The sequence below is a fragment of the Nocardia sp. NPDC051750 genome, from assembly GCF_044453135.1.
In the GTDB taxonomy this organism is placed as follows: domain Bacteria; phylum Actinomycetota; class Actinomycetes; order Mycobacteriales; family Mycobacteriaceae; genus Nocardia.
Map to the genome: position 1 here is coordinate 620,868 of NZ_JBITCK010000001.1, position 18,795 is coordinate 639,662.

14 protein-coding genes are annotated in these 18,795 nt (G+C 69.2%); 7 read left to right on the forward strand and 7 right to left on the reverse strand.

Translation table 11 applies throughout. The features are described 5' to 3' along the window. Positions 1-3 precede the first annotated feature (3 nt). The gene (locus ACIA75_RS02675) at positions 4-1,227 is read right to left on the reverse strand and encodes a polysaccharide biosynthesis protein (protein ID WP_397100871.1); all 1,224 of its coding nucleotides are present in this window, start codon (positions 1,225-1,227) and stop codon (positions 4-6) included. Positions 1,228-1,357: 130 nt separating this feature from the next. Between ACIA75_RS02675 and ACIA75_RS02680 the strand changes: the two genes are divergently transcribed. From ACIA75_RS02680 to ACIA75_RS02690, 3 genes are all read left to right on the forward strand, one after another. Beyond that, complete coding sequence (locus tag ACIA75_RS02680) at positions 1,358-3,490, forward strand: hypothetical protein (RefSeq protein ID WP_397100873.1); 2,133 nt, start codon at positions 1,358-1,360, stop codon at positions 3,488-3,490. 54 nt (positions 3,491-3,544) lie between these two features. Beyond that, positions 3,545-3,811: a hypothetical protein gene (locus ACIA75_RS02685; protein ID WP_397099149.1), complete on the forward strand. Its 267-nt coding sequence runs from the start codon at positions 3,545-3,547 to the stop codon at positions 3,809-3,811. A gap of 165 nt (positions 3,812-3,976) precedes the next feature. After that, a complete protein-coding gene (locus ACIA75_RS02690; RefSeq protein ID WP_397099151.1) occupies positions 3,977-4,867 on the forward strand; it encodes a hypothetical protein in 891 nt (296 codons plus the stop codon). Positions 4,868-5,055: 188 nt separating this feature from the next. On the opposite strand, the gene ACIA75_RS02695 is transcribed toward ACIA75_RS02690, so the two are convergent. Continuing rightward, positions 5,056-6,261 (reverse strand): glycosyltransferase family 4 protein, encoded by a 1,206-nt coding sequence (locus ACIA75_RS02695; protein ID WP_397099153.1) that lies wholly within the window; start codon positions 6,259-6,261, stop codon positions 5,056-5,058. A gap of 552 nt (positions 6,262-6,813) precedes the next feature. On the opposite strand from ACIA75_RS02695, the gene ACIA75_RS02700 reads away from it, so the two are divergent. Continuing rightward, positions 6,814-7,521 carry a methyltransferase domain-containing protein gene (locus ACIA75_RS02700; RefSeq protein ID WP_397099155.1) on the forward strand — a complete coding sequence of 236 codons (708 nt, stop codon included), beginning with the start codon at positions 6,814-6,816 and terminating at the stop codon, positions 7,519-7,521. 12 nt (positions 7,522-7,533) lie between these two features. Here the strand turns inward: ACIA75_RS02700 and ACIA75_RS02705 are convergent, their stop codons facing one another. The 5 genes from ACIA75_RS02705 to ACIA75_RS02725 form a co-directional block, all read right to left on the reverse strand. Then, entirely contained in the window at positions 7,534-7,848 is a 315-nt protein-coding gene (locus tag ACIA75_RS02705) for a hypothetical protein (protein ID WP_397099157.1), read from the reverse strand. A gap of 315 nt (positions 7,849-8,163) precedes the next feature. After that, positions 8,164-8,346 (reverse strand): hypothetical protein, encoded by a 183-nt coding sequence (locus ACIA75_RS02710; RefSeq protein ID WP_397099159.1) that lies wholly within the window; start codon positions 8,344-8,346, stop codon positions 8,164-8,166. 251 nt (positions 8,347-8,597) lie between these two features. Then, positions 8,598-10,430, reverse strand: a complete 1,833-nt coding sequence (locus ACIA75_RS02715; protein ID WP_397099161.1) for a phosphoenolpyruvate carboxykinase (GTP) — start codon at positions 10,428-10,430, stop codon at positions 8,598-8,600. 241 nt (positions 10,431-10,671) lie between these two features. Then, positions 10,672-12,216 (reverse strand): hypothetical protein, encoded by a 1,545-nt coding sequence (locus ACIA75_RS02720; protein ID WP_397099163.1) that lies wholly within the window; start codon positions 12,214-12,216, stop codon positions 10,672-10,674. Continuing rightward, positions 12,203-13,261 (reverse strand): hypothetical protein, encoded by a 1,059-nt coding sequence (locus ACIA75_RS02725; RefSeq protein WP_397099165.1) that lies wholly within the window; start codon positions 13,259-13,261, stop codon positions 12,203-12,205. The genes ACIA75_RS02720 and ACIA75_RS02725 overlap by 14 nt, the downstream gene beginning before the upstream one ends. A gap of 186 nt (positions 13,262-13,447) precedes the next feature. Here ACIA75_RS02725 and trmB point away from each other — a divergent pair, with 186 nt between their 5' ends. From trmB to ACIA75_RS02740, 3 genes are read left to right on the forward strand one after another with little or no spacing between them, the layout of a single operon-like run. Beyond that, positions 13,448-14,266, forward strand: a complete 819-nt coding sequence (trmB, locus tag ACIA75_RS02730) for a tRNA (guanosine(46)-N7)-methyltransferase TrmB (RefSeq protein WP_397099167.1) — start codon at positions 13,448-13,450, stop codon at positions 14,264-14,266. After that, positions 14,266-14,994 carry an NYN domain-containing protein gene (locus ACIA75_RS02735; protein ID WP_397099169.1) on the forward strand — a complete coding sequence of 243 codons (729 nt, stop codon included), beginning with the start codon at positions 14,266-14,268 and terminating at the stop codon, positions 14,992-14,994. Before trmB ends, ACIA75_RS02735 begins: the two co-directional genes overlap by 1 nt. A gap of 1 nt (position 14,995) precedes the next feature. Further along, a complete protein-coding gene (locus ACIA75_RS02740; protein ID WP_397099171.1) occupies positions 14,996-18,733 on the forward strand; it encodes an MMPL family transporter in 3,738 nt (1,245 codons plus the stop codon). Positions 18,734-18,795: the final 62 nt, after the last annotated feature.

Below are 18,795 nucleotides of genomic sequence, written 5' to 3' on the forward strand. Positions count from 1 at the left end.
GCATCACCACGCAGGGCCCTCGCCCGTGACCACTGGATGCGGCTGCGCCGACCGAACGACCAGCAGCGACACCAGTGCGGTAGTCGCTCCCGCGACGAGGGCGGCGGTCACGATGAGCCCGGTCACCGTGCTCGCGAGGGTCAGCATCAGCACCACCTCGAGCGCGAGGCCCACCCACGCCAGGGCCGCCAGCGCGGTCCGGTTCACTGCGATCGCCGAGAGCAGCGCGCCCTGCAGCACCGCCAAGATCGCGCCGTGCAACGCGAACAACCACAGCAGTCCCTGGATCGGGGCGTAATCGCGCCCGGCGAACAGCGGTGCCAGCGGCGCCGCCACCGCTGCACCCAGCACCGCGACCACTCCGATACCGGCGAGCACGGCCAGCGCCGAACGCACCGCCGAGCCGGAGGAGGCGGGCTGCGCCATCCGCGGATACAGCACCACCCCAACAGCCTGCGGTAACCAGAACGCGATCTTGGTGGCGATGGTGCCCAGCGCATACCGGCTGGCGTCGGGTTCCTCCAGCACGATCCGGACCACGATCAGATCGGCGGACGACAAAGCCATCAACGCCGCCTGCACCTGCGCGGCCCGCAATACCGCCGCCACATCCGCCACCCCGGACCGCGCACCGGCGCCCACATCCGTCGCACCGGAATCGCCCGGCACGCCCGCCCCCGCGAGCACGCCGCGATCCTCGACCGGACCACGCCCGGGCCCCGCCACGATCCGCCCGCACACCGCCGCCCCGGCGATACCGCCCGCCGCGGCCCACAGCGCCGCCGTGGCCCCACCACCCCATGCCAGCACCAGCAGGGCCGGCGCCACCTTCGCGATACCGGTCACCCCCAGCACCACCGCCAGCCCCCGGAACCGTTTCTGTCCCTGCAATACCCCCTGCTCACCGGCCAGCACGACCAGCGCGGGGGCCGACCCCAGTGCGGCCGCGGCCGCCGCGATACCCACATCCAGCAGCACGCTCACCACCGGCACCAGCACCACCACCGCGGCCGCCACGAGCGCGGCGCACCGCCACCGCAGCGCCCGCAGCGCCGCGATATCGGTCCCGTGCACGAGTTCGCGCGCCACCACGTTCTGCAGGGCCAGCGCCGGAACGGCGCAGAGCAGCTGGACGGCCAGCAAGCTGGCGAATTCGCTGTATCCGGCCACGCCGAGCCAACGACCGGCCAGCAGCTGCAGCAGATAGCTCGCGATATTCGCGGTCATCGCCCCCGCGGTGACCAGGGTCATGTCCGCCACAGCGGGGAGACGGCGAACGGACTGCACGCGGGCAAGTCTCCCACCGAACCGACACATGGACCGGTCCGCCCCGCCCGGGCCGGCGAACGTAGGGTGACTGGCCGTGGGTGCACAACGAGCAGGCCGGTGGACACGGTGGCTCCCGGCCGGTTACAGCCTGCTGCTCACTCTGCTGATCACCGCGCCGCTACTCCCGGCCGGGTATCTGCTGCTGCGCGACGCCGTAAGCACCCCGCGCTCCTACTTCACCGATACCGCCCTCGGCCTCGGCGATGCGGCGCCCCGCGCGGTACCGCAGGATGCGTTGCTCGCCACGCTCTCACCGATCGTCGACGGTGGGCTGTTGGTGAAGGCGATCCTGCTGATCGCGCTCTGGGCCGCCGGATTCGGCGCCGCCGTCCTGGTCCGCGACCTGCTACGCGCTCCTCTCGCCGCGCAACTGGTCGCCACAACCCTCGCAGTGTGGAACCCCTACGTCGCGGAACGCCTGCTGCAGGGGCACTGGAGCCTCCTCACCGGCTACGCGGCCCTCCCCTGGACCGTCCTCGCCGCACTCCGCATCCGCACCCGGCTTCCAGAGATCCCCCTCCGACGGGTCCGAACCGACTCCACCGGCAATGCCGACCAACCACCGCACCTCCCCAGCGAAGCTCCGAGGCCGGCGAAGCCCCTCGAAGATCTCGACCCGAGCCCGACCGGACGTGCCCAGCGGCGGCGCCGAGTCTTACGAGCCCCCGCGCGCGGCAGCGCGCCGAGAACACAGCACTGGGCGGCGCTGGCCGGTTGCCTCGCGGCCGCCGGTCTCACCCCGACCGGCGCGCTGCTCGCCGGGATCGTCGCCGTGGTGGTGATCGGCCGGCGGTGGCTCGTGCGTGTCCTCGCTCTGGTGGCGCTTGCCTGTACACCGTGGCTGATGGCGACGGCAGTCTCCGGAGTGGCCGCCGAACCCTCCGACCCCGCCGGTGTCCCGGCCTTCGCCGCCCGCGCGGAGCCAGGGCTGGGCACCCTCGGCAGCCTCGCCGGGCTGGGTGGTATCTGGAATGCCGACGCGGTCCCCGGCTCCCGGACGACCCCGCTGGCCGCGATCGCGACGATTCTGTTCCTGGCCGTCGTGGTGCTCGGAATACGTACCGTGGCGGCCGCGGACGGCGATCCCGAACGCACCCGGGCCCGCCGTATCCTGCTGGTCCTCGCACTGGCAGCGATCGCTCTCCCCGCGCTCGCCGCGACCCCGGCCGGCCTGACCCTCATGGAGTGGCTGGTCGTGCACATCCCCGGGGCGGGGCTGCTGCGGGATACACAGAAATTCGTCGCACTGGCCGTCCCCGCATACACACTCTGCGCCGCGGCCGCCTGCTCAGTTTTCGCCGGCCGACACGGCCTCCCGGCGTCGGCGCGGCCGACCGCCGGACCTGCGGACTTTATGACACCAATGACCCCTGCCGCGCCCCGGCTCACGGACCGGCCTGCCGCGGCCGCCGACCCCGCAGCCGAACTCGACAGTGAGTTCGGCGAGTCCGCGGGGGATGCCCGGCATTCCGCGACCGCCCCCGACTCACCGACCGCGCCCTCCCCGGACGCCGGCGGCCACCGGCTGATGCGTGTGTCGCCCGCGCTGGCAGCGCTCTTGATCGGGATGCTCGTCCTCCCGCTACCCGACCTCGGCTGGGGTGTGGGCGGGCAGATGCAGGCGGTTCACTACCCGGATTCCTGGAGTGAGGTGGCAGAACGGATCGACGGCCCGGGCGATATCGCGGTGCTTCCGGGCGGGATGTTCCGCCGTTTCCCGTACAGCGGTTCCGCCCCCGTCCTCGACCCGGCTCCGCGGATGCTGCCACGCGACGTCCTGCAAACCGGTGAACTCCCCGTCCGCGGCCGGATCGTGGCCGGTGAGGGCGGTCGCGCGCACAAGGTCGAAGATCTGCTGCTCGCCGGCGGTGAGGCGAGTGAACTCGCGCGACTCGGTGTCGGATGGGTCCTGGTCGAACGCGATACTCCCGGCCCTATGGGTGAATCCGCCACCACCCTCGCCCGGCTCGATCAGGTGCTCACGACGGACGAACTGATCCTCTACCGGGTCCCCGAGGTCCGGCCGCGTCCCGCACCGGAGCACCGGGCACTGGTGCTCAGCGCCCATATCCTGTGGGCGTTCCTCCTGGTTTCGCCCGTGCTCACGGTCCTCCTCGGCTACCTCTCACGTAACTGTCGCCGAGCACCCCGACCCGTGTAAGCAACTGCCAGGCGAAGCGGTCTCCCACGAACACCACTTCGGCATAATGATCGGTTGTACACGCTCCCGGACGAGACGGTCGTGCACACCCCGCCGGGCCTCGGTATCGGTCGGGCGTTTCTCGGTCTCGGCAGCGAGCTGACGCAATCCAAGTGCCACCTCGCTTTCCCGGCGCCGAGTTCGGACAATATCGGCCGGCTGATCGCCCGTAAGGGCTGCGAATGCTTCGACGAAGTGACTCCCCGGTCGGCCGCAGCGGACCGGCTGAGTGCTCATCTCGAACAGCGAATTCGAAACTGGGTCCGCAGCCAGCGCCGATGACCTTTGTCGTGCTGCCATCCTCCCAGCTGCTTACCCGGCTCGCCCGGTGGTGACGGCAGGGTTGGGGCGGCGAGCCGCTTCGAGCAGGTGGTGGCACTCAGTATTCCGCAGCTCACCCAAAACCACTGTGGCTCAAAATGATCGGTGCGCGCTATCGTTCGCGTCATGCCCTCGACCCCGCACGAAGTGGTGATCGACATGTTCACGGAGCGGCCCGGACTGGTCGCTCCGCTCCTCGCTGCCCTCGGCTGCGAACTACCGGACTACGAGACCGTGGTACCTCGATCGGAGCGGGCAGCCGTGGTGGCGCCCACCGAGTACTACGCCGACGCGGTCATCGCGTTCGAGCGTGGTGGTAACCCCGTGCTGGCCGTCGTGCTGGAGGTTCAGCTACGTCCCGATCCGGACAAGCCGTGGTCCTGGCCGGTCTATACGGCGTCGCTGCGGTCGCGGATGAAATGTCCGGTACTTCTCTTGGTTTTCTGCGCGGACGCGCGTACCGCGAAGTGGGCGGCCAAACCGCTCGATTTCGGTTTCGGCAATCCACCTATCACATTGACACCACTGGTTCTGGATCCCTCATCGGTTCCGGTGGTCACCGACCCGGAGGTGGCCACCGCGCTGCCCGAGCTGGCGGTGCTGTCGGCGGTCGCGCACCCGCGCCACCCCGACCATGCCCGGATCTGGCAGGCCCTGGCCACCGGTCTGCGAACCCTCGGAGCCGACCCTGCCCTGCGATACCATGACTTCATCCTGACGATGCTGCCGCCAGCTGTTCGTCCTGTTTGGGAGGCGTTTATGTCTACCGGTCTGCGTGACTACAACTTCACCAGCGACTTCGCCCGCAAATATATCGCCGAGGGGCGAGCCGAAGGGCGGGCCGAAGGCGAGGCGCTCGGAGAAGCCAAATCAATCCTCACCGTTCTCGACGCTCGTGGAATCGACGTTCCGGTGCACGTGCGGGACACGGTCACTTCGTGCAGCGACCTCGATCAGCTGCAGAAGTGGCTGCGCCGGGCCCTGGAGGTCAACCAGGCCAGCGAACTGCTCGACTGATTGTCGGTCGTGATCATCCGGACATGGTTCGCGGAGGAACTCGGCCGCTACCCGCGACTCGACCTCCTGGCGTGTAGCACGTAGGTCGGGAGCGAAGCGCCGACAACAACCGGGCGCAGGCCGCTGCAGCTTTCAGCCCGATAGGGCGCCGGTCCCCGGATTCGGGCTACTCGCGGGTCAGTGAGCCGTCAAGCGCCCGCCGCTACCTCGGCGTCCACCGCGGGCATCTCCTCACCGGGTGAGATCAGCCCGCTGATCCGCCGGCCCGCCGCGGCCGCCGCCAGCACCTGGTGCACACCCGCGGCCGTATGTTCCCAGGAGAACTCCCGGGCCCGGGCCCGGGCCTTCTCGCCCATGATGGTCCGCGCCGCCGCATCGTCGAGCAGTTCACCGACGATGCCGGCCAGCTGGTCGGCATCGTCGGCCAGCACCCCCGTCACGCCATCGATGATGGAGTCTGTGAGCCCGCGGGAGGAGCGATAGCCGACCGTGGGCACCCCGTGCTGGGCGGCTTCGATCACCGCCAGTCCCCAGCCTTCCTTGCGGGATGGCAGCACATGCACCCAGGCGCGGGCCAGCAACTGGTGTTTACGCTGTTCACCGACATGGCCGTGGAAGGTGACCGCGTCGGCGATTCCGAGCGCCGCGGCTTGGTCCTTCAGCTTGCCGGCCCACCAGCCGCCACCGATCACATCGAGATGGACGGCCGGGATCCGGCTGCGCAGCCGGGCGATCGCGGTGAGCGCGTCCTCGATCTGTTTGTGCGGCACGAGCCGGGACAACACCACCACTCGCGGCTCCGCCGTCCGCACCCCGGCGGCGCCGGTAGGAATGTCGGCGGGCACCGGTTCGGCGCCGTTGCGCACGACCGCGATCCTGGACGGGTCGACGCCGAGCGAGGCCAGTTCCTCGGCCGAAGGCAGCGAAACCGTGAGGTACTGATCGTTGCGGTGCAGCCGCGGCGACAGCGTCGATTCGATCCACCAGCCGATCCGGCCCACCAGTTCCCCCGCCACGGGCCACTGCTCCCGATGCCCGTGATGCACCAGCACCACCGACGGCACCCCCGAGACCAGCCGCGCGAAGAACGGGATCCCGTTCTGGGTGTCGATCACCGCATCGGGCCGGACATCCTTCAGTGGCCCCACACCGAGCCGCCCGAGCAGAATCGCCGCCAGGGCCCGGGGGTACACGGTGAACCGGCCCCCGCCCCGGCTGATATCGATCCCGTCGACCCGCTCCCGCCGCGCCGCCCCCGGATAGCGGGCGGTACGCAAGGTGACCTTCACCCCGCGGGCCGCCAGTTGCGCGCCGACCTGCTCCAGGTACCGTTCGCTACCGCCGCCCTGCGGATGGCCGGTATCACGCCAGCAGAGCAGAAGTACTTCGCGCACGTGAGGCTTCTCCGGTCGGTTCGGGTCCTGTGAACAGGACATGGGCATCGCGCTACACCCTATCGTCGGCACCGCCTCCGGCACCGCAGGGCCGTGTTTTCGGCGCCGCCTCCGCGGTGTGGGCCGGGGCCCTGTCAACCCGGTTCTTCACTCCTACGCTCGCCCGCTCCGTCGCTCCAGAACCAGGGCGGGCCCCGACCTCGGAGGCCGGCCGGTCGCGAGGCGTTGTGGGCCGGGCAGGCTGGATACGGTCGACGGCTGGGCTCGCGGGTGGGGCCCGCCCTTATCCGGAGCAGCCGACGGGAGTGACGATCGGGGCTGAGCAGGGGGTTCGGTGCTGCGGGCCGGGGGCGGCGCCACCGATGTGGGAAACTCGGCGGCGTGCTCGATGCGGAGGAATCACCTGTGGTCCGGATATCGCCCGGGGCGATGGACGATGGCGCCCCCAGCGCCGATGTTGCGGGGCTCGGGGCAGCGCGGCCGGTGGCGGCGGGTCGGCCACCGAGAGGGTTCAGGTTCGCGCGGCGGGCCACATTGCGCAGGTCTGCGGGGTTGCTGCGGAGTTTCCGTTTCGAGCAGACCGATCCCGCCCGGTTCTACGGTGGTATCGCTACCGACAGTGTCGATCTGCTCGGTGATTTCTACGCCGATATCACCGGTTGCGATCTCGCTGGCGTCACCGTGCTCGACGTCGGGGGCGGCCCTGGTTATTTCGCCGATGAGTTCGCGCGGGCCGGCGCCCGGTACATCCCGGTCGAACCCGACCCGTCCGAAATGCATGCCGCGGGTATCTCGGTTCCGGCGGCGGTGCGCGGCTCCGGGATGGCGCTGCCCTTCCGCGACGATGCCGTGGATATCTGTTTCTCGTCGAATGTGGCCGAGCACGTCCCGGATCCGTGGCGAATGGCCGACGAGATGGTGCGGGTGACCAAACCCGGCGGGCTGATCATCCTGTCCTACACGGTGTGGCTGGGCCCGTTCGGGGGCCACGAGACCGGGCCCTGGCATTATCTCGGCGGCGAATACGCGGCGCGGCGGTATCGCCGGAAGCACGGACGGGAGCCGAAAAACCGTTTCGGTGTTTCGCTTTTCGCAGTGCGCGCCCGCGACGGTGTGCGCTGGTCCGAGCGCACACCCGCGAACGTGTACGCGGTGTTCCCGCGATATCACCCGCGCTGGGCGTGGTGGCTGGTGCGGGTGCCGGTGATCCGGGAGCTACTCGTCAGCAATTTGGTGGTTGTGGCCGGTAAGCCCGGCTGACCACCCTCGCGGCTACAGCGCCAGCTGCGGGCGGTCTCGACCGATCCGGCCGCGCAGACCGCTGCGCACAACCGGTTCGGCCCGGGTCCACGGCGACTCCTGAATGGCGAGTCCGACGGTTTCGAGGGCGGTGAGCCCGACCAGGTCGGCCAGCCCCCCGACGTATGCGACCGCCTCCGCCGCTTGCATGGCGGCCATTGCCTGTTCGGTGGTCAAGGTGCGCCCCGGTAGGAACGAGACGACCCAGCCGCCGCTGCCAACGCTTTTCGCTTGATGGTCGGTCTGGTCGCTGGTCATGAGCGCCCGGCCGATCACTTGCACCGCCATGAACGTACTCCCCGTGGGTCTTCGGTTCGATGAATGGAGCGAGCTGATATCTAGCTAACATCATGCGCGATGCAGCAACAAAACGCAATAGTGCGTTCGATGAAATACGAACCGCGAGGTAGGAATTCGGCGACGGCTCACTCAGAGCGCGCCGGAACCCCGGTAGACAGGCCCCGACCGGGGCAGACGGGCGCGCGAGTTCAGCTGCCGCACAGCACAAACCCTGCCACAGACAGGCCGCCGACATGGCGAATACGTGAAACAACCCCCGCGACACGACATCCCGGACCGACCGGGAAGCTTCTGCCGAGCAAACTAATCGGTAACCAGCAACGCCCGCAGCACCTGGTGCGGATCTCGAGACCCGTCGTCGCTGTCGACCACATCCACCTGCCACCCCTCGGGTAGCGCCGATTGCAAACGGTCCGCGGCACGATGCAGTGGCGTGCTCACCGGAACATCGGCACGGGATTGCGGGGGTACATGCCCTTCGGCCATCTTCCAACCACCTCTCGCGGGGTGATCGGCTCGGCCACGGAACGCGCGACAGGCGGGCCGATCAGGGAGTAGGACAGTCCGGCAATCGGGAATTGCGTGAGCTCGAGATTCGATTCCCTTCCAGGATAAGGCACAGATCACCGCACGACCCATCCGCGCACCGATGAGTTCTCACAGACTCTGGAAATACAGAACGGCCCGTACCGAAGATACTTCGGCACGGGCCGCTGTGGGCTCTCAGTGAGACCGGCTCACTCGATGCGCTGTTTCAGGGCCTCGAATTCGTCCCGCACGCCGGAGGGCAGTTTGTCACCCACGAATTCGAACCATTCCTCGATCAGCGGAATCTCGGCACGCCATTCGTCGAGATTCACCGCCAGCGCCTCGTCGACATCCGCCGCGTCCACATCCAGACCCGCCAGGTCCATCTGGGCGGCCGTCGGCACATTGCCGATCGCGGTGGGCTCGGCCGCAGCGGTTCCTTCGATCCGGCCGACGATCCATTCCAGGACCCGCGAGTTCTCGCCGAACCCCGGCCACAGGAACCGGCCGTCGTCACCACGGCGGAACCAGTTCACGTAGAAGATCTTCGGCAGTTTGCCCGAGTCCGCGTTCTTGCCGACGTTGATCCAGTGCGCCATGTAATCGCCGACGTGGTAGCCCATGAACGGCAGCATGGCCATCGGGTCGCGGCGCACGGTGCCGACCTTGCCCTCGGCGGCCGCGGTCTGCTCGGACGACAGGGTGGCGCCCATGAACACGCCGTGCTGCCAGTCGAAGGACTCGGTGACCAGCGGGACCGTGGTCTTGCGCCGGCCACCGAACAGGATCGCCGAAATCGGCACCCCCTGCGGATCGTCCCATTCGGCCGCCAGGGTCGGGCACTGCGACATCGGCGTGCAGTACCGCGAGTTCGGATGCGCGGCCAGGGTCTCGGATTCCCGCAGGTACCAGTCGTTACCCTTCCAATCGATCAGATGATCGGGCTCACCTTCCAGGCCCTCCCACCACACATCGTTGTCGTCGGTATGCGCGACGTTGGTGTAGACGGTGTTACCGGCCTCCAGCGTCTCCATCGCGTTCGGGTTGGAGGAACGGTTGGTACCGGGGGCGACACCGAAGAAACCGAACTCCGGGTTCACCGCGTACAGGCGGCCGTCCTTGCCGAAGCGCATCCAGGCGATATCGTCGCCCAGGGTTTCCGCGCGCCAGCCCGGCACGGTCGGCTGGATCATGGCGAGGTTGGTCTTACCGCAGGCGCTCGGGAACGCGGCGGCGACGTAGTACGCCTTGTCCTCGGGGGAGATCAGCTTGAGGATCAGCATGTGCTCGGCCAGCCAGCCCTCGTCGTGGGCCATGGCCGAAGCGATCCGGAGCGAGTAGCACTTCTTGCCGAGCAGCGCGTTACCGCCGTAGCCGGAGCCGTAGCTCCAGATCTCGCGATCCTCGGGGAAGTGGGTGATGTATTTGGTGTCGTTGCAGGGCCACGGCACATCGGCCTCGCCCTCGGCCAGCGGCGCGCCCACCGAATGCAACGCCTTCACGAACGGCCGATCCGTGCCCAGCAGTTCCAGCGCCGCACGACCCATCCGGGTCATCACGCGCATGGACACCACCACGTATTCCGAATCGGTGAGTTCGACGCCCAGCTTGGGGTCCTCGGCACCGAGCGGGCCCATGCAGAACGGCACCACGTACATGGTGCGGCCCTTCATCGAGCCGCGGTACAGCTCGGTCATGGTGGCGCGCATCTCGGTGGGGTCGACCCAGTTGTTGGTCGGGCCGGCGTCCGATTCGGATTTGGAACAGATATAGGTGCGCGATTCGACCCGGGCCACATCGGAGGGGTCGGATAACGCCAGGAACGAGTTCGGCTTCTTCTTCTCGTCCAGCTTCTGGAAGGTGCCCGCCTCGACGAGCTGGGTGGTGAGCCGATCCCATTCGGCGTCGGAACCGTCCGCCCACACGACTCGCTCCGGCTGAGTCAGTTCGGCGACCTCCTGAACCCAGGCGAGCAGTTCGCTGTGTTCGGTCGGCGCGGTGCCGTCGGATCCACGAAGACCGGGAATGGTCGCTGAGGTCATGAAAACTCTCCTGAAATGGGCGGCACTGATGCCTCCGCCCTGGCCCTCGGGCCCGTGACCAGCGCGAAAACACCTAGCGCCACCATTGGCGGGTGAGGCGCGCACTACGGCCCGCGGTGTACACCTCCGGAGCTACCGAGGGTGCACCAGGACGAAGCGGACGCCCAGGTTCCTGTCTAGAGGTTAACGCGGTATTGCGGTCCCTATGGAAGCGGGTTGCCGATCAATAGGGGTGGACAAACTATTTTCCGGTATCAGGCACCCATTGCTCGAGAATCTGCCGGTCACGGGCACAGGCGGCCAGCCGACCAGGCTGTCCGGTGGTGGCGCGGCGCAGCGCCGATTCCAGTTCGGCGACCCGCCGATCCACCGCCAGCATCCGATCGGCAGCCGACCGGACCATCTCGTCGGACAGTACTGTCTCGGTCTCCACCAGCGCGGTCACCGCGCGCTGTTCGAGCTGAGCCTTCACATTGGCGATCGCGTCCGAGACCCATTGCCGCAGGTGATCGCGGTCGGCGAGTTGGCGGCGGGCCCGCACCACCCAGGCGGCCGCGCCGGCGCCCAGGAGCAGGGTCACCGGGATCATGGCCACGTCCAGTGCGGGCACGAGGGCCAGCGGCGAGACCAGCAACCGACCCAGACCGACACCGGCCGAAGCACCCAAGACGATCATGAGGTGATCTTCGACACCCCGGCCCCGGGGTTGCGGATCCGGACCGAGTGTGGGCGCCGGATCGTGCCGGAAACCGGGTGTCCCATCCGGTAGGGCACCTCCCGCGGGCGCGGCGGCAGCCCGTGCCCGCAACTCGGTGAGCCGGGCGGCGATATCGCGGTCGACGGTATCGGTCAGCGCGGCGACCGCGGACCGCAGCCGATCCGGAAAGTTACGCCGGCCGGCCCGGTCCAGGCGGTCCAGTTCGGCGCGCGCCTCCGCGTGCAGCGCCCGCACCCGGTGCCCCACCTGGGTCAGCAGATCCACCCGCGCCAGGTTGAGCTGGGCCCGCAGGGTGGATACGGCCACCGCCCGGCCACCGTCGCGTTCGGCGAGCAGCCGCGCCCGTTCGGCGCGCAGCTGTTCGGATTCACTACCCGAAGCCAGCAGCGCTTCCTCTTGCGTGATCCTTTCGATGGTCTGTGCGACCACCTGAGCGGTCGCGGCGGTCCGGCGGGTACCGACGGTGGCGGTATCGGTGGTGAGCGCGGCGAGGCGGCAGTGCAGCAGGGCCAGCCCGGAACGGTCGAGGAGCGCCGAATCCGCGGAGGTCCGGGCGGCGAGCGCCAGGCGGGCGGAAACCGGCACGATCTCGCAGTCCAGCCCGGCGGCGGTGAGCAGTTCGGCGCTGCGGTCACGGACGAGCTGCCAATCCAGGTGGGCATGGGTCCCGTTCAACACCAGCAGCACGCGACTTCCCTCCGCACACAGCCGCCGGACCAGATCGAGTTCGGCCGCGCCGATCACCACGCCGGCGTCCAGCACCAGAAGCGTTACGGACCCCGGTGCCGCATTCGCCGTATCGGCCACCGGGGCGCTCAGCTCGATCCGCGGTTCGAAACGCGCCAGCTCGGTGCGCAGCAGCGTGGTGTTCGCGTCGTCCGGGGCGATGAGCCGGACCGCCGAGTTGTTCCCGGTGACCGTCATCGTGCTCAGCAGCGACATGCCCTGCGGGTTCCAGCGGCCCACCACTGCGGCGACCGCTTCCGGAAGCGGCGCCGGTTGCGCGCCACCGGGGCCGGGAACCGAACCGGAGTGCCCGGCTCCCGGACTCCGGTCAGAGTCCGACACTGCTCATCCGTTCCCATACCCGGACGTATCCGTTGTGTACCCGGACCGCGGCCCGGCGCGCGGCGGGTGACATCTCACTGGCCACCACGGCCCGCCACCGGATGGCGCGGGCCAGGGCATCATCGGCATCCTCCGGCTCGGGCCGGGGATAGCCCGCCGCCAGATGCGATACCTCAGGGTCGACGAGCCCCCCGCACAGGCCCAGCCAGCTCGCCTCGTCGGTGGCGAGATATTCGGCGATCAGCGCCCGCGCCCGGCTCTGCCCCTGCGGAACCGCTCGTGCCGCCAGCCGGGTAAGTTCGTCCACGAGTCCGCCGGCCCGCCGGGATATCGCCTGCTGGTACCGGAGTCCGAGCAGCTTGGCCACGGGTTCGATCCCGCTGACCGTGTGCAGGATCTGCAGCAGGGTCTGCGGCGACAGCTCCGGTTCACGTTCCAGCGCGGCCAGCACACAGCCCAGCCCGTACAGATCCCAGCGGTCGAGCAGCTCCGCCCGCTCCCCGGTATCGGGCCCCGCGCTCGGGGAGACAAAGGCCTCGGCCGATACCGCCGACAGGGAACCGCCGCGGGCATGCCGGCGCAGCAGCGCCAGATCCGCCTCGCGCATCGCACCGGCGACCGTGCGCGCGGCGAGTGTTCCGACAATCGGGTGCACCGGTAGCCCGAACGCCCGGGAGTACTGGTCGGCGGCCGCTACCGCATCGGCCCACCCGGTGCCGATCGCGTCGGCCTTGTTCAGCACCACGAGCGTGCGCTCGGGCGGGAGTTCGGCCAGGATGCGCCGATCACCGGGAGACGGGGTGCTTGCCAGAACATAGATGATGATGTCGGCGTCCAGTACCGGGTCCGGGAAGCCGGGTTCGTCGACCGGCGCGGTCTCGGCGCCCTGATGCAACCCCAGTGCCTTGGCCACCGTGGTACGACCCGATCGGGTCCGGCCCGCCACCTGCGCCCGCGGCAGGGTCCGCCAGCGCTGGACCGCCACCTCGATCCCGTTCGCGATGCCGGCGTCCACGCCGTCGCCCATCCGCAGCGTCGAAATCATCCGCTCGAGCGGATCAGCCGCCCCCGCCTCACGCATGTATCTGTCCGATCCCTCGACTGTCACCGTACGCACCCCCTGTTCCGGTGCGCATTCTGTCAGAAGACCGCCCGCGGTGCGCCGGGCGCGGACCCGGCCCGCCCTACCAACGAGTAGCCGTGCCCGGTCCGGTGCGTCCCAGAACCGGCGATGCGGGACAATGAGGCTGTGAACGACGCCGTGCACCCCAGCCCCGAGTCCGTTCCGGTCGCCCTGTCGGACACCTCCGGCGGCACCGGAGGCCCCCGGCGACGGCATGCCGGTTCCCGGCTCTACCCACGGGTCACCAGTTTTCGCTCCCGGCGCGGCGCGCTCACCCCGAACCAGCAGAAATCCTGGGACCGCACCTGGCCGCTGATCGGCCGTGAGGTGGCCGACGAGCCGCTCGACGCCGACGCCTGGTTCGGGCGCCCGGCGCCGCTGGTCATCGAGATCGGCTGCGGTACCGGTACCGCGACCGCGGAGATGGCCCAGGCCGAACCGGAGCTGAACCTGATCGGTATCGAGGTCTATCAGCCGGGGCTGGCGCAGCTCGTCCAGCGGGTCGAGCGCGAGGAAATCGGTAATATCCGGCTGCTGCGCGGCGATGCGGTAGATGTGCTGGAGAACATGATTGCTCCCCGATCGCTGACCGGCGTGCGCGTGTTCTTTCCGGACCCGTGGCCGAAGGCCCGCCACCACAAGCGCCGGCTGTTGCAACCGGCCACCGTCGCACTCATCGCCGACCGCCTACGTCCCGGCGGAGTTCTGCACGTGGCCACCGACCACGCCGGATACGCCGAGCACATCGCGGAAGTCGGTGCGGCAGAACCCCTGCTCGTCGGCTTGAACGAGACAACGGGCGGAGTCAGCGCCGATCATCGGGAGTCGGCGCCGATCGGTTTCGAACGCCCCGTCACCAAGTTCGAGAGCAAGGCACATCGGGCCGGTAGTGCGATCAACGAGTTCATATGGGGCAAGATCGAATGATGAGCGTCAGTGAGATGGCCCCCGCCGGTGATGAGGTTGCCGAAAGTCTGCACGAAACCGGCAGCGAGGCCGCCGGGCCGGATTCGGACCGTTTGCGCCGCGTATTGCTGGTCTGGGATGCACCCAACCTGGACATGGGTCTGGGCGCGATTCTCGGCGGGCGTCCCACTGCCGCCTACCGGCCCCGGTTCGACGCGCTCGGCCGGTGGCTGCTGGCGCGCACCGCCGAACTATCGGCCGGCGAGAAGCAGCGGGTGGAGCCCGAGGCGACCGTGTTCACCAATATCGCCCCCGGCACCGCCGATGTGGTCCGGCCGTGGGTCGAGGCGCTACGCAATGTGGGCTACGCCGTCTTCGCCAAACCCAAGATCGACGAAGATTCCGATGTCGACTCGGACATGCTCGGCCATATCGCGCAACGCACCCGCGGCGCGGGCCTGGCCGGAATCATCGTGGCCTCGGCCGACGGCCAGGCCTTCCGGGAACCACTCGAACAACTGGCCGGTGACGGCATCCCGGTTCAGGTACTCGGCTTCCGCGAGCACGCGAGTTGGGCGGTAACATCCGATACCCTCGAATTCGTCGACCTCGAGGACATCCCGGGTGTGTTCCGTGAACCGCTCCCCCGGGTGAGCCTCGACTCGTTGCCCGACGAGGGTGCCTGGCTGCAGCCGTTCCGGCCGCTGTCGGCGCTGCTCACCTCACGCCCCGCACAAGGAGTCGCGTAAAGTGTTCACCCGCTGGGGCGATCTGGTCTACCGGCTGCGTTTCGCCGTTATCGGAGTCGTTGTCGCAGGGATGCTGGGGCTGGGCGCCTACGGTCTCGGGCTGACAGATCATCTCAGTTCCAGCGGATTGTTCGATCCGGGCTCGGAGTCGGTGAAGGCCGCCGAGATCTCCGACGAAGCATTCGGGCGCGACCACAACGGTGACGTGCTGGTGCTCTACACCGCGCCCGAGGGGCAGACGGTCGACTCCGATCCGGCGTTCCGGGACAAGATCGTCGACAGTCTGAACCGGCTGCCGAAGGAACATCCGGACCAGATCGCCAAGGTGAATCTGGCGTACTGGAAGACCGAGACCGGCGAGGCCCAGCCCGCGGTGGTCGGCTCCAAGGACAAGACCAAGACCTTCGCCTCCATCGCGATCGTCGGTAACAACGACGACGAGATGGTGCGCAACTACCGCGCCGTGAAGGATGCTTTCTTCATCGACGGGGTCGATGTGCAGGTCGCGGGCCTGCAGCCGGTGGCGGGCACACTCAACGACACCATGGCGCACGACCAGAAGCGGATGGAGATCCTGGCCATCCCGGCGGTCGGCATTCTGCTGTTCTTCGTCTTCGGCGGTGTGGTGGCCGCCGGGCTCCCGCTGATCGTCGGTGGTCTGACCATCATCGCCGCGAACGGCATCATCATGGCGCTGACGAAGTTCACCGAGGTGAACACCTTCGTCGGTGCCGTGGTCTCGATGATCGGCCTGGGCCTGGCCATCGACTACGGATTGTTCATAGTCAGCAGATTCCGGGAAGAACTGGCCGAGGGTTACGACACCCGGGCCGCGGTCCGGCGTTCGGTGATGACCGCGGGGCGGACCGTCGTGTTCTCCGCGACCATGATCATCGCCAGTCTCGGCGGGCTCCTGCTGTTCCCGCAGGGCTTCCTGAAATCCATGGCCTACGGCACCATCGCCACCGTCGCCCTGGCCGCGCTCGCCTCGATCACCCTGCTCCCCGCCATGCTGGGCGTGCTGGGGCCGCGGGTGGACATGCTGAGTTTCAAGAAGATGCGCAAGACCAAATCCGCGGAGGAGGTCGAGTCCAGTCTCTGGGGCCGGGCCACCACCTGGGTCATGCAGCATCCGCTCAAGATCGCGATCCCGATCTGCATCCTCCTCCTGCTGCTGATCATCCCGGTGAAGAATCTGGCCTTCGGCGGAATGAGCGAGAAGTACCTGCCACCGGACAACGCGACCCGGATCGCACAGCAGGAATTCGACACAACCTTTCCGCTGCGCCAATCCGATCCGATCCAGCTGATCTTCCTCGGCGAGAACACCTCGTCCATCGCGAAGGTCCTGAAAGAGGCCGACAAGGCTCCCGGCCTGGCCGATACCGCCGGGTTCGCCGTCCCGTCGGAGTCGCCGACCCAGCCGAACGTGTTCCGCACCAGTGCGACGCTCGTCGACTCCGACAACTACCGGCCGACCGTGGAATATCTCCGGGCGATCGATGTACCGGACGATGTGACGATGCTGGTCGGCGGGCAGCCGACGCTCCAGGGCGACAGTATCGACGCACTGTTGGACCGGATGCCCCTGATGATCGCGTTGGTGCTGTTGGTCACCACGGTGCTGATGTTCCTGACCTTCGGGTCGCTGGTGTTGCCGATCAAGGCCGCGTTGATGAGCGCGCTCGGTCTCGGCTCCACCCTCGGCATCCTGACCTGGATATTCGTCGACGGTAACGGCGCGGGAATCCTGAACTTCACCCCGCAGCCGATCATGTCGCCGGTGCTCGTGCTGATCATCGCGATCATCTACGGCCTGTCCACCGACTACGAGGTGTTCCTGCTGTCGCGGATGGTCGAGGCCCGCGCCCAGGGCGCCTCGACCACCGAAGCGGTGCGGATCGGCACCGCGCACACCGGCCGGATCATCACCGCCGCGGCCCTGATCCTACTGGTGGTGACCGGCGCGTTCGCGTTCTCCGATCTGGTGATGATGCAGTACATCGCCTACGGCATGATCGCCGCGCTGATCATCGATGCCACCATTCTGCGCATGCTGCTCGTCCCGGCGACCATGAAACTGCTCGGGGACGACTGCTGGTGGGCGCCGGCCTGGATGAAACGGATCCAGCAGAAGATCGGCCTGGGCGAACCCATCCTGGATGACGAACGTCCCGGCAGCGGCGATGTGGTCGACCTGGTCAAGACCACTCCGGTCACCGATCCGGTCACCATGCAGATGCCGGCGATCCCGAGCGATAAACAGCGCAAGACACCGGTGCTCGAGCGCAGCCGCGAGGAAATCGAAGCCGCCGCGCCGACCGCGCATCTGCAGGCCGTGCCCAAGGGGTCACGCAAGGGGTCGGACAAGCCGGATAAGCAGGCCCCGGCCGGTAAGCAGGCCCCGGCCGGTTCCGGTCCGACCGGCCCGAAACAACCGATGCCCACCCCGCCGGACCCCACCCGGCCGCGCGCCACTCCACGACCGGCCGAGGGCGAACCGGCCCGGAACCTGCCCGACGACGGGCCGGGCGCGACGGGCCGGCACACCCGGCCGGGCGCGGAGGACAATCGCGCGCCGGTTCGCGGCCCGCAACAGCCCGACGGCTCCCGGCCCCCGGCCGGCGGTCCGGACCGGGGTCCGCACGGCCCCGCCGGCCAGGGACCGGCCGGCACCGGGGCAGCCCCGAGTCGTCCGGAGCCGGGCCGCTCCCCCGGTACAGCGAGCCCGGAACCCCACCGCGGCAACGTTTCCCGGCCGGCACCACCGGGACCGATCCGCGAAACCGGCCCCGGCCGGCCCCCGGGCCCCGGGAACCAGACCGGCCGACCCGGAAACCAGACCACCCCGGCTCAGCCCGCAACCCTCAACGGTCAGCAGCCCCCGCCGGGCGCCGGTGCGCCGGGCCGGCCGAATACCGGGCCCACGCCGGGAACCGGCGCGACCCCGGACCGTTCAGGTTTCGCGACCCCGACTCTCCGCGGTCTGTTCGCCTCGGAACCGGTCGAGGATGCCGAGGGCCGCGAGATGACCGGGCGGACCGTCTACCCGACTCCGGCGGACGCGCCCCCGCTCCCCCCGACGCCCCAGCAGGCCCGGATTACCAGGGACGCCGACCGGCCCCGGCCGGACAGCTCATTGCGGCTACCGGGTGCGCCGGCCCGGCCCGGCGGACCCGTCCGGCCACCGGCCCCGCCACGACCCGCGGGTACCCAGCCTCCCGGCGGCGGGCCCGTCCCCGACCGTGGCCTCGGCCGGCCGCCGGCCCCGCCACGACCGGCGCCGAATCAGCGGCCCGGCGCGACCGATCCGGGGGTTGCCCAGGACCAGGGTTCGCAGCCTCGTCCGCTGCCCCGGATCTCCGGCCCCGGTCAGCAGACTCCGCCGGCCGGGCCGCAGTCCGGTCTGCCGGAGCTGCCCCGGCGCGTCCCCCGCGGCCTGCCGCCGGAGATGCCGCAGCAGAATCGCGCTCCGGAGCCCCCGCCCCGGCCCGCGCCTCCCGCGCGGCCGCGGCCCGGCGGCCCGCCCGAGCGGCCCGCCGGATCCGCCGGACCGCAGCAGGACCCGGATCCCCGGGAACGCAACAGCATCGAGGCGTGGATGGCCGGACTGCGGTCGGCCCGGCGTCAGCAGGCCGGGATGCCGCCCAGCGCCGAGGACACCGGCCGGCATCAACACGGCGAGGGTCGTTCGGTGAGCGTGAACGAATTACTGCGGCGCCGCGAGGATTCGGAGTAGCAGCAGTCGGTAATGTCGTGCCGGCCTCGGCCGGACAGCGGAAACTGTTGTCGCAAACAGGT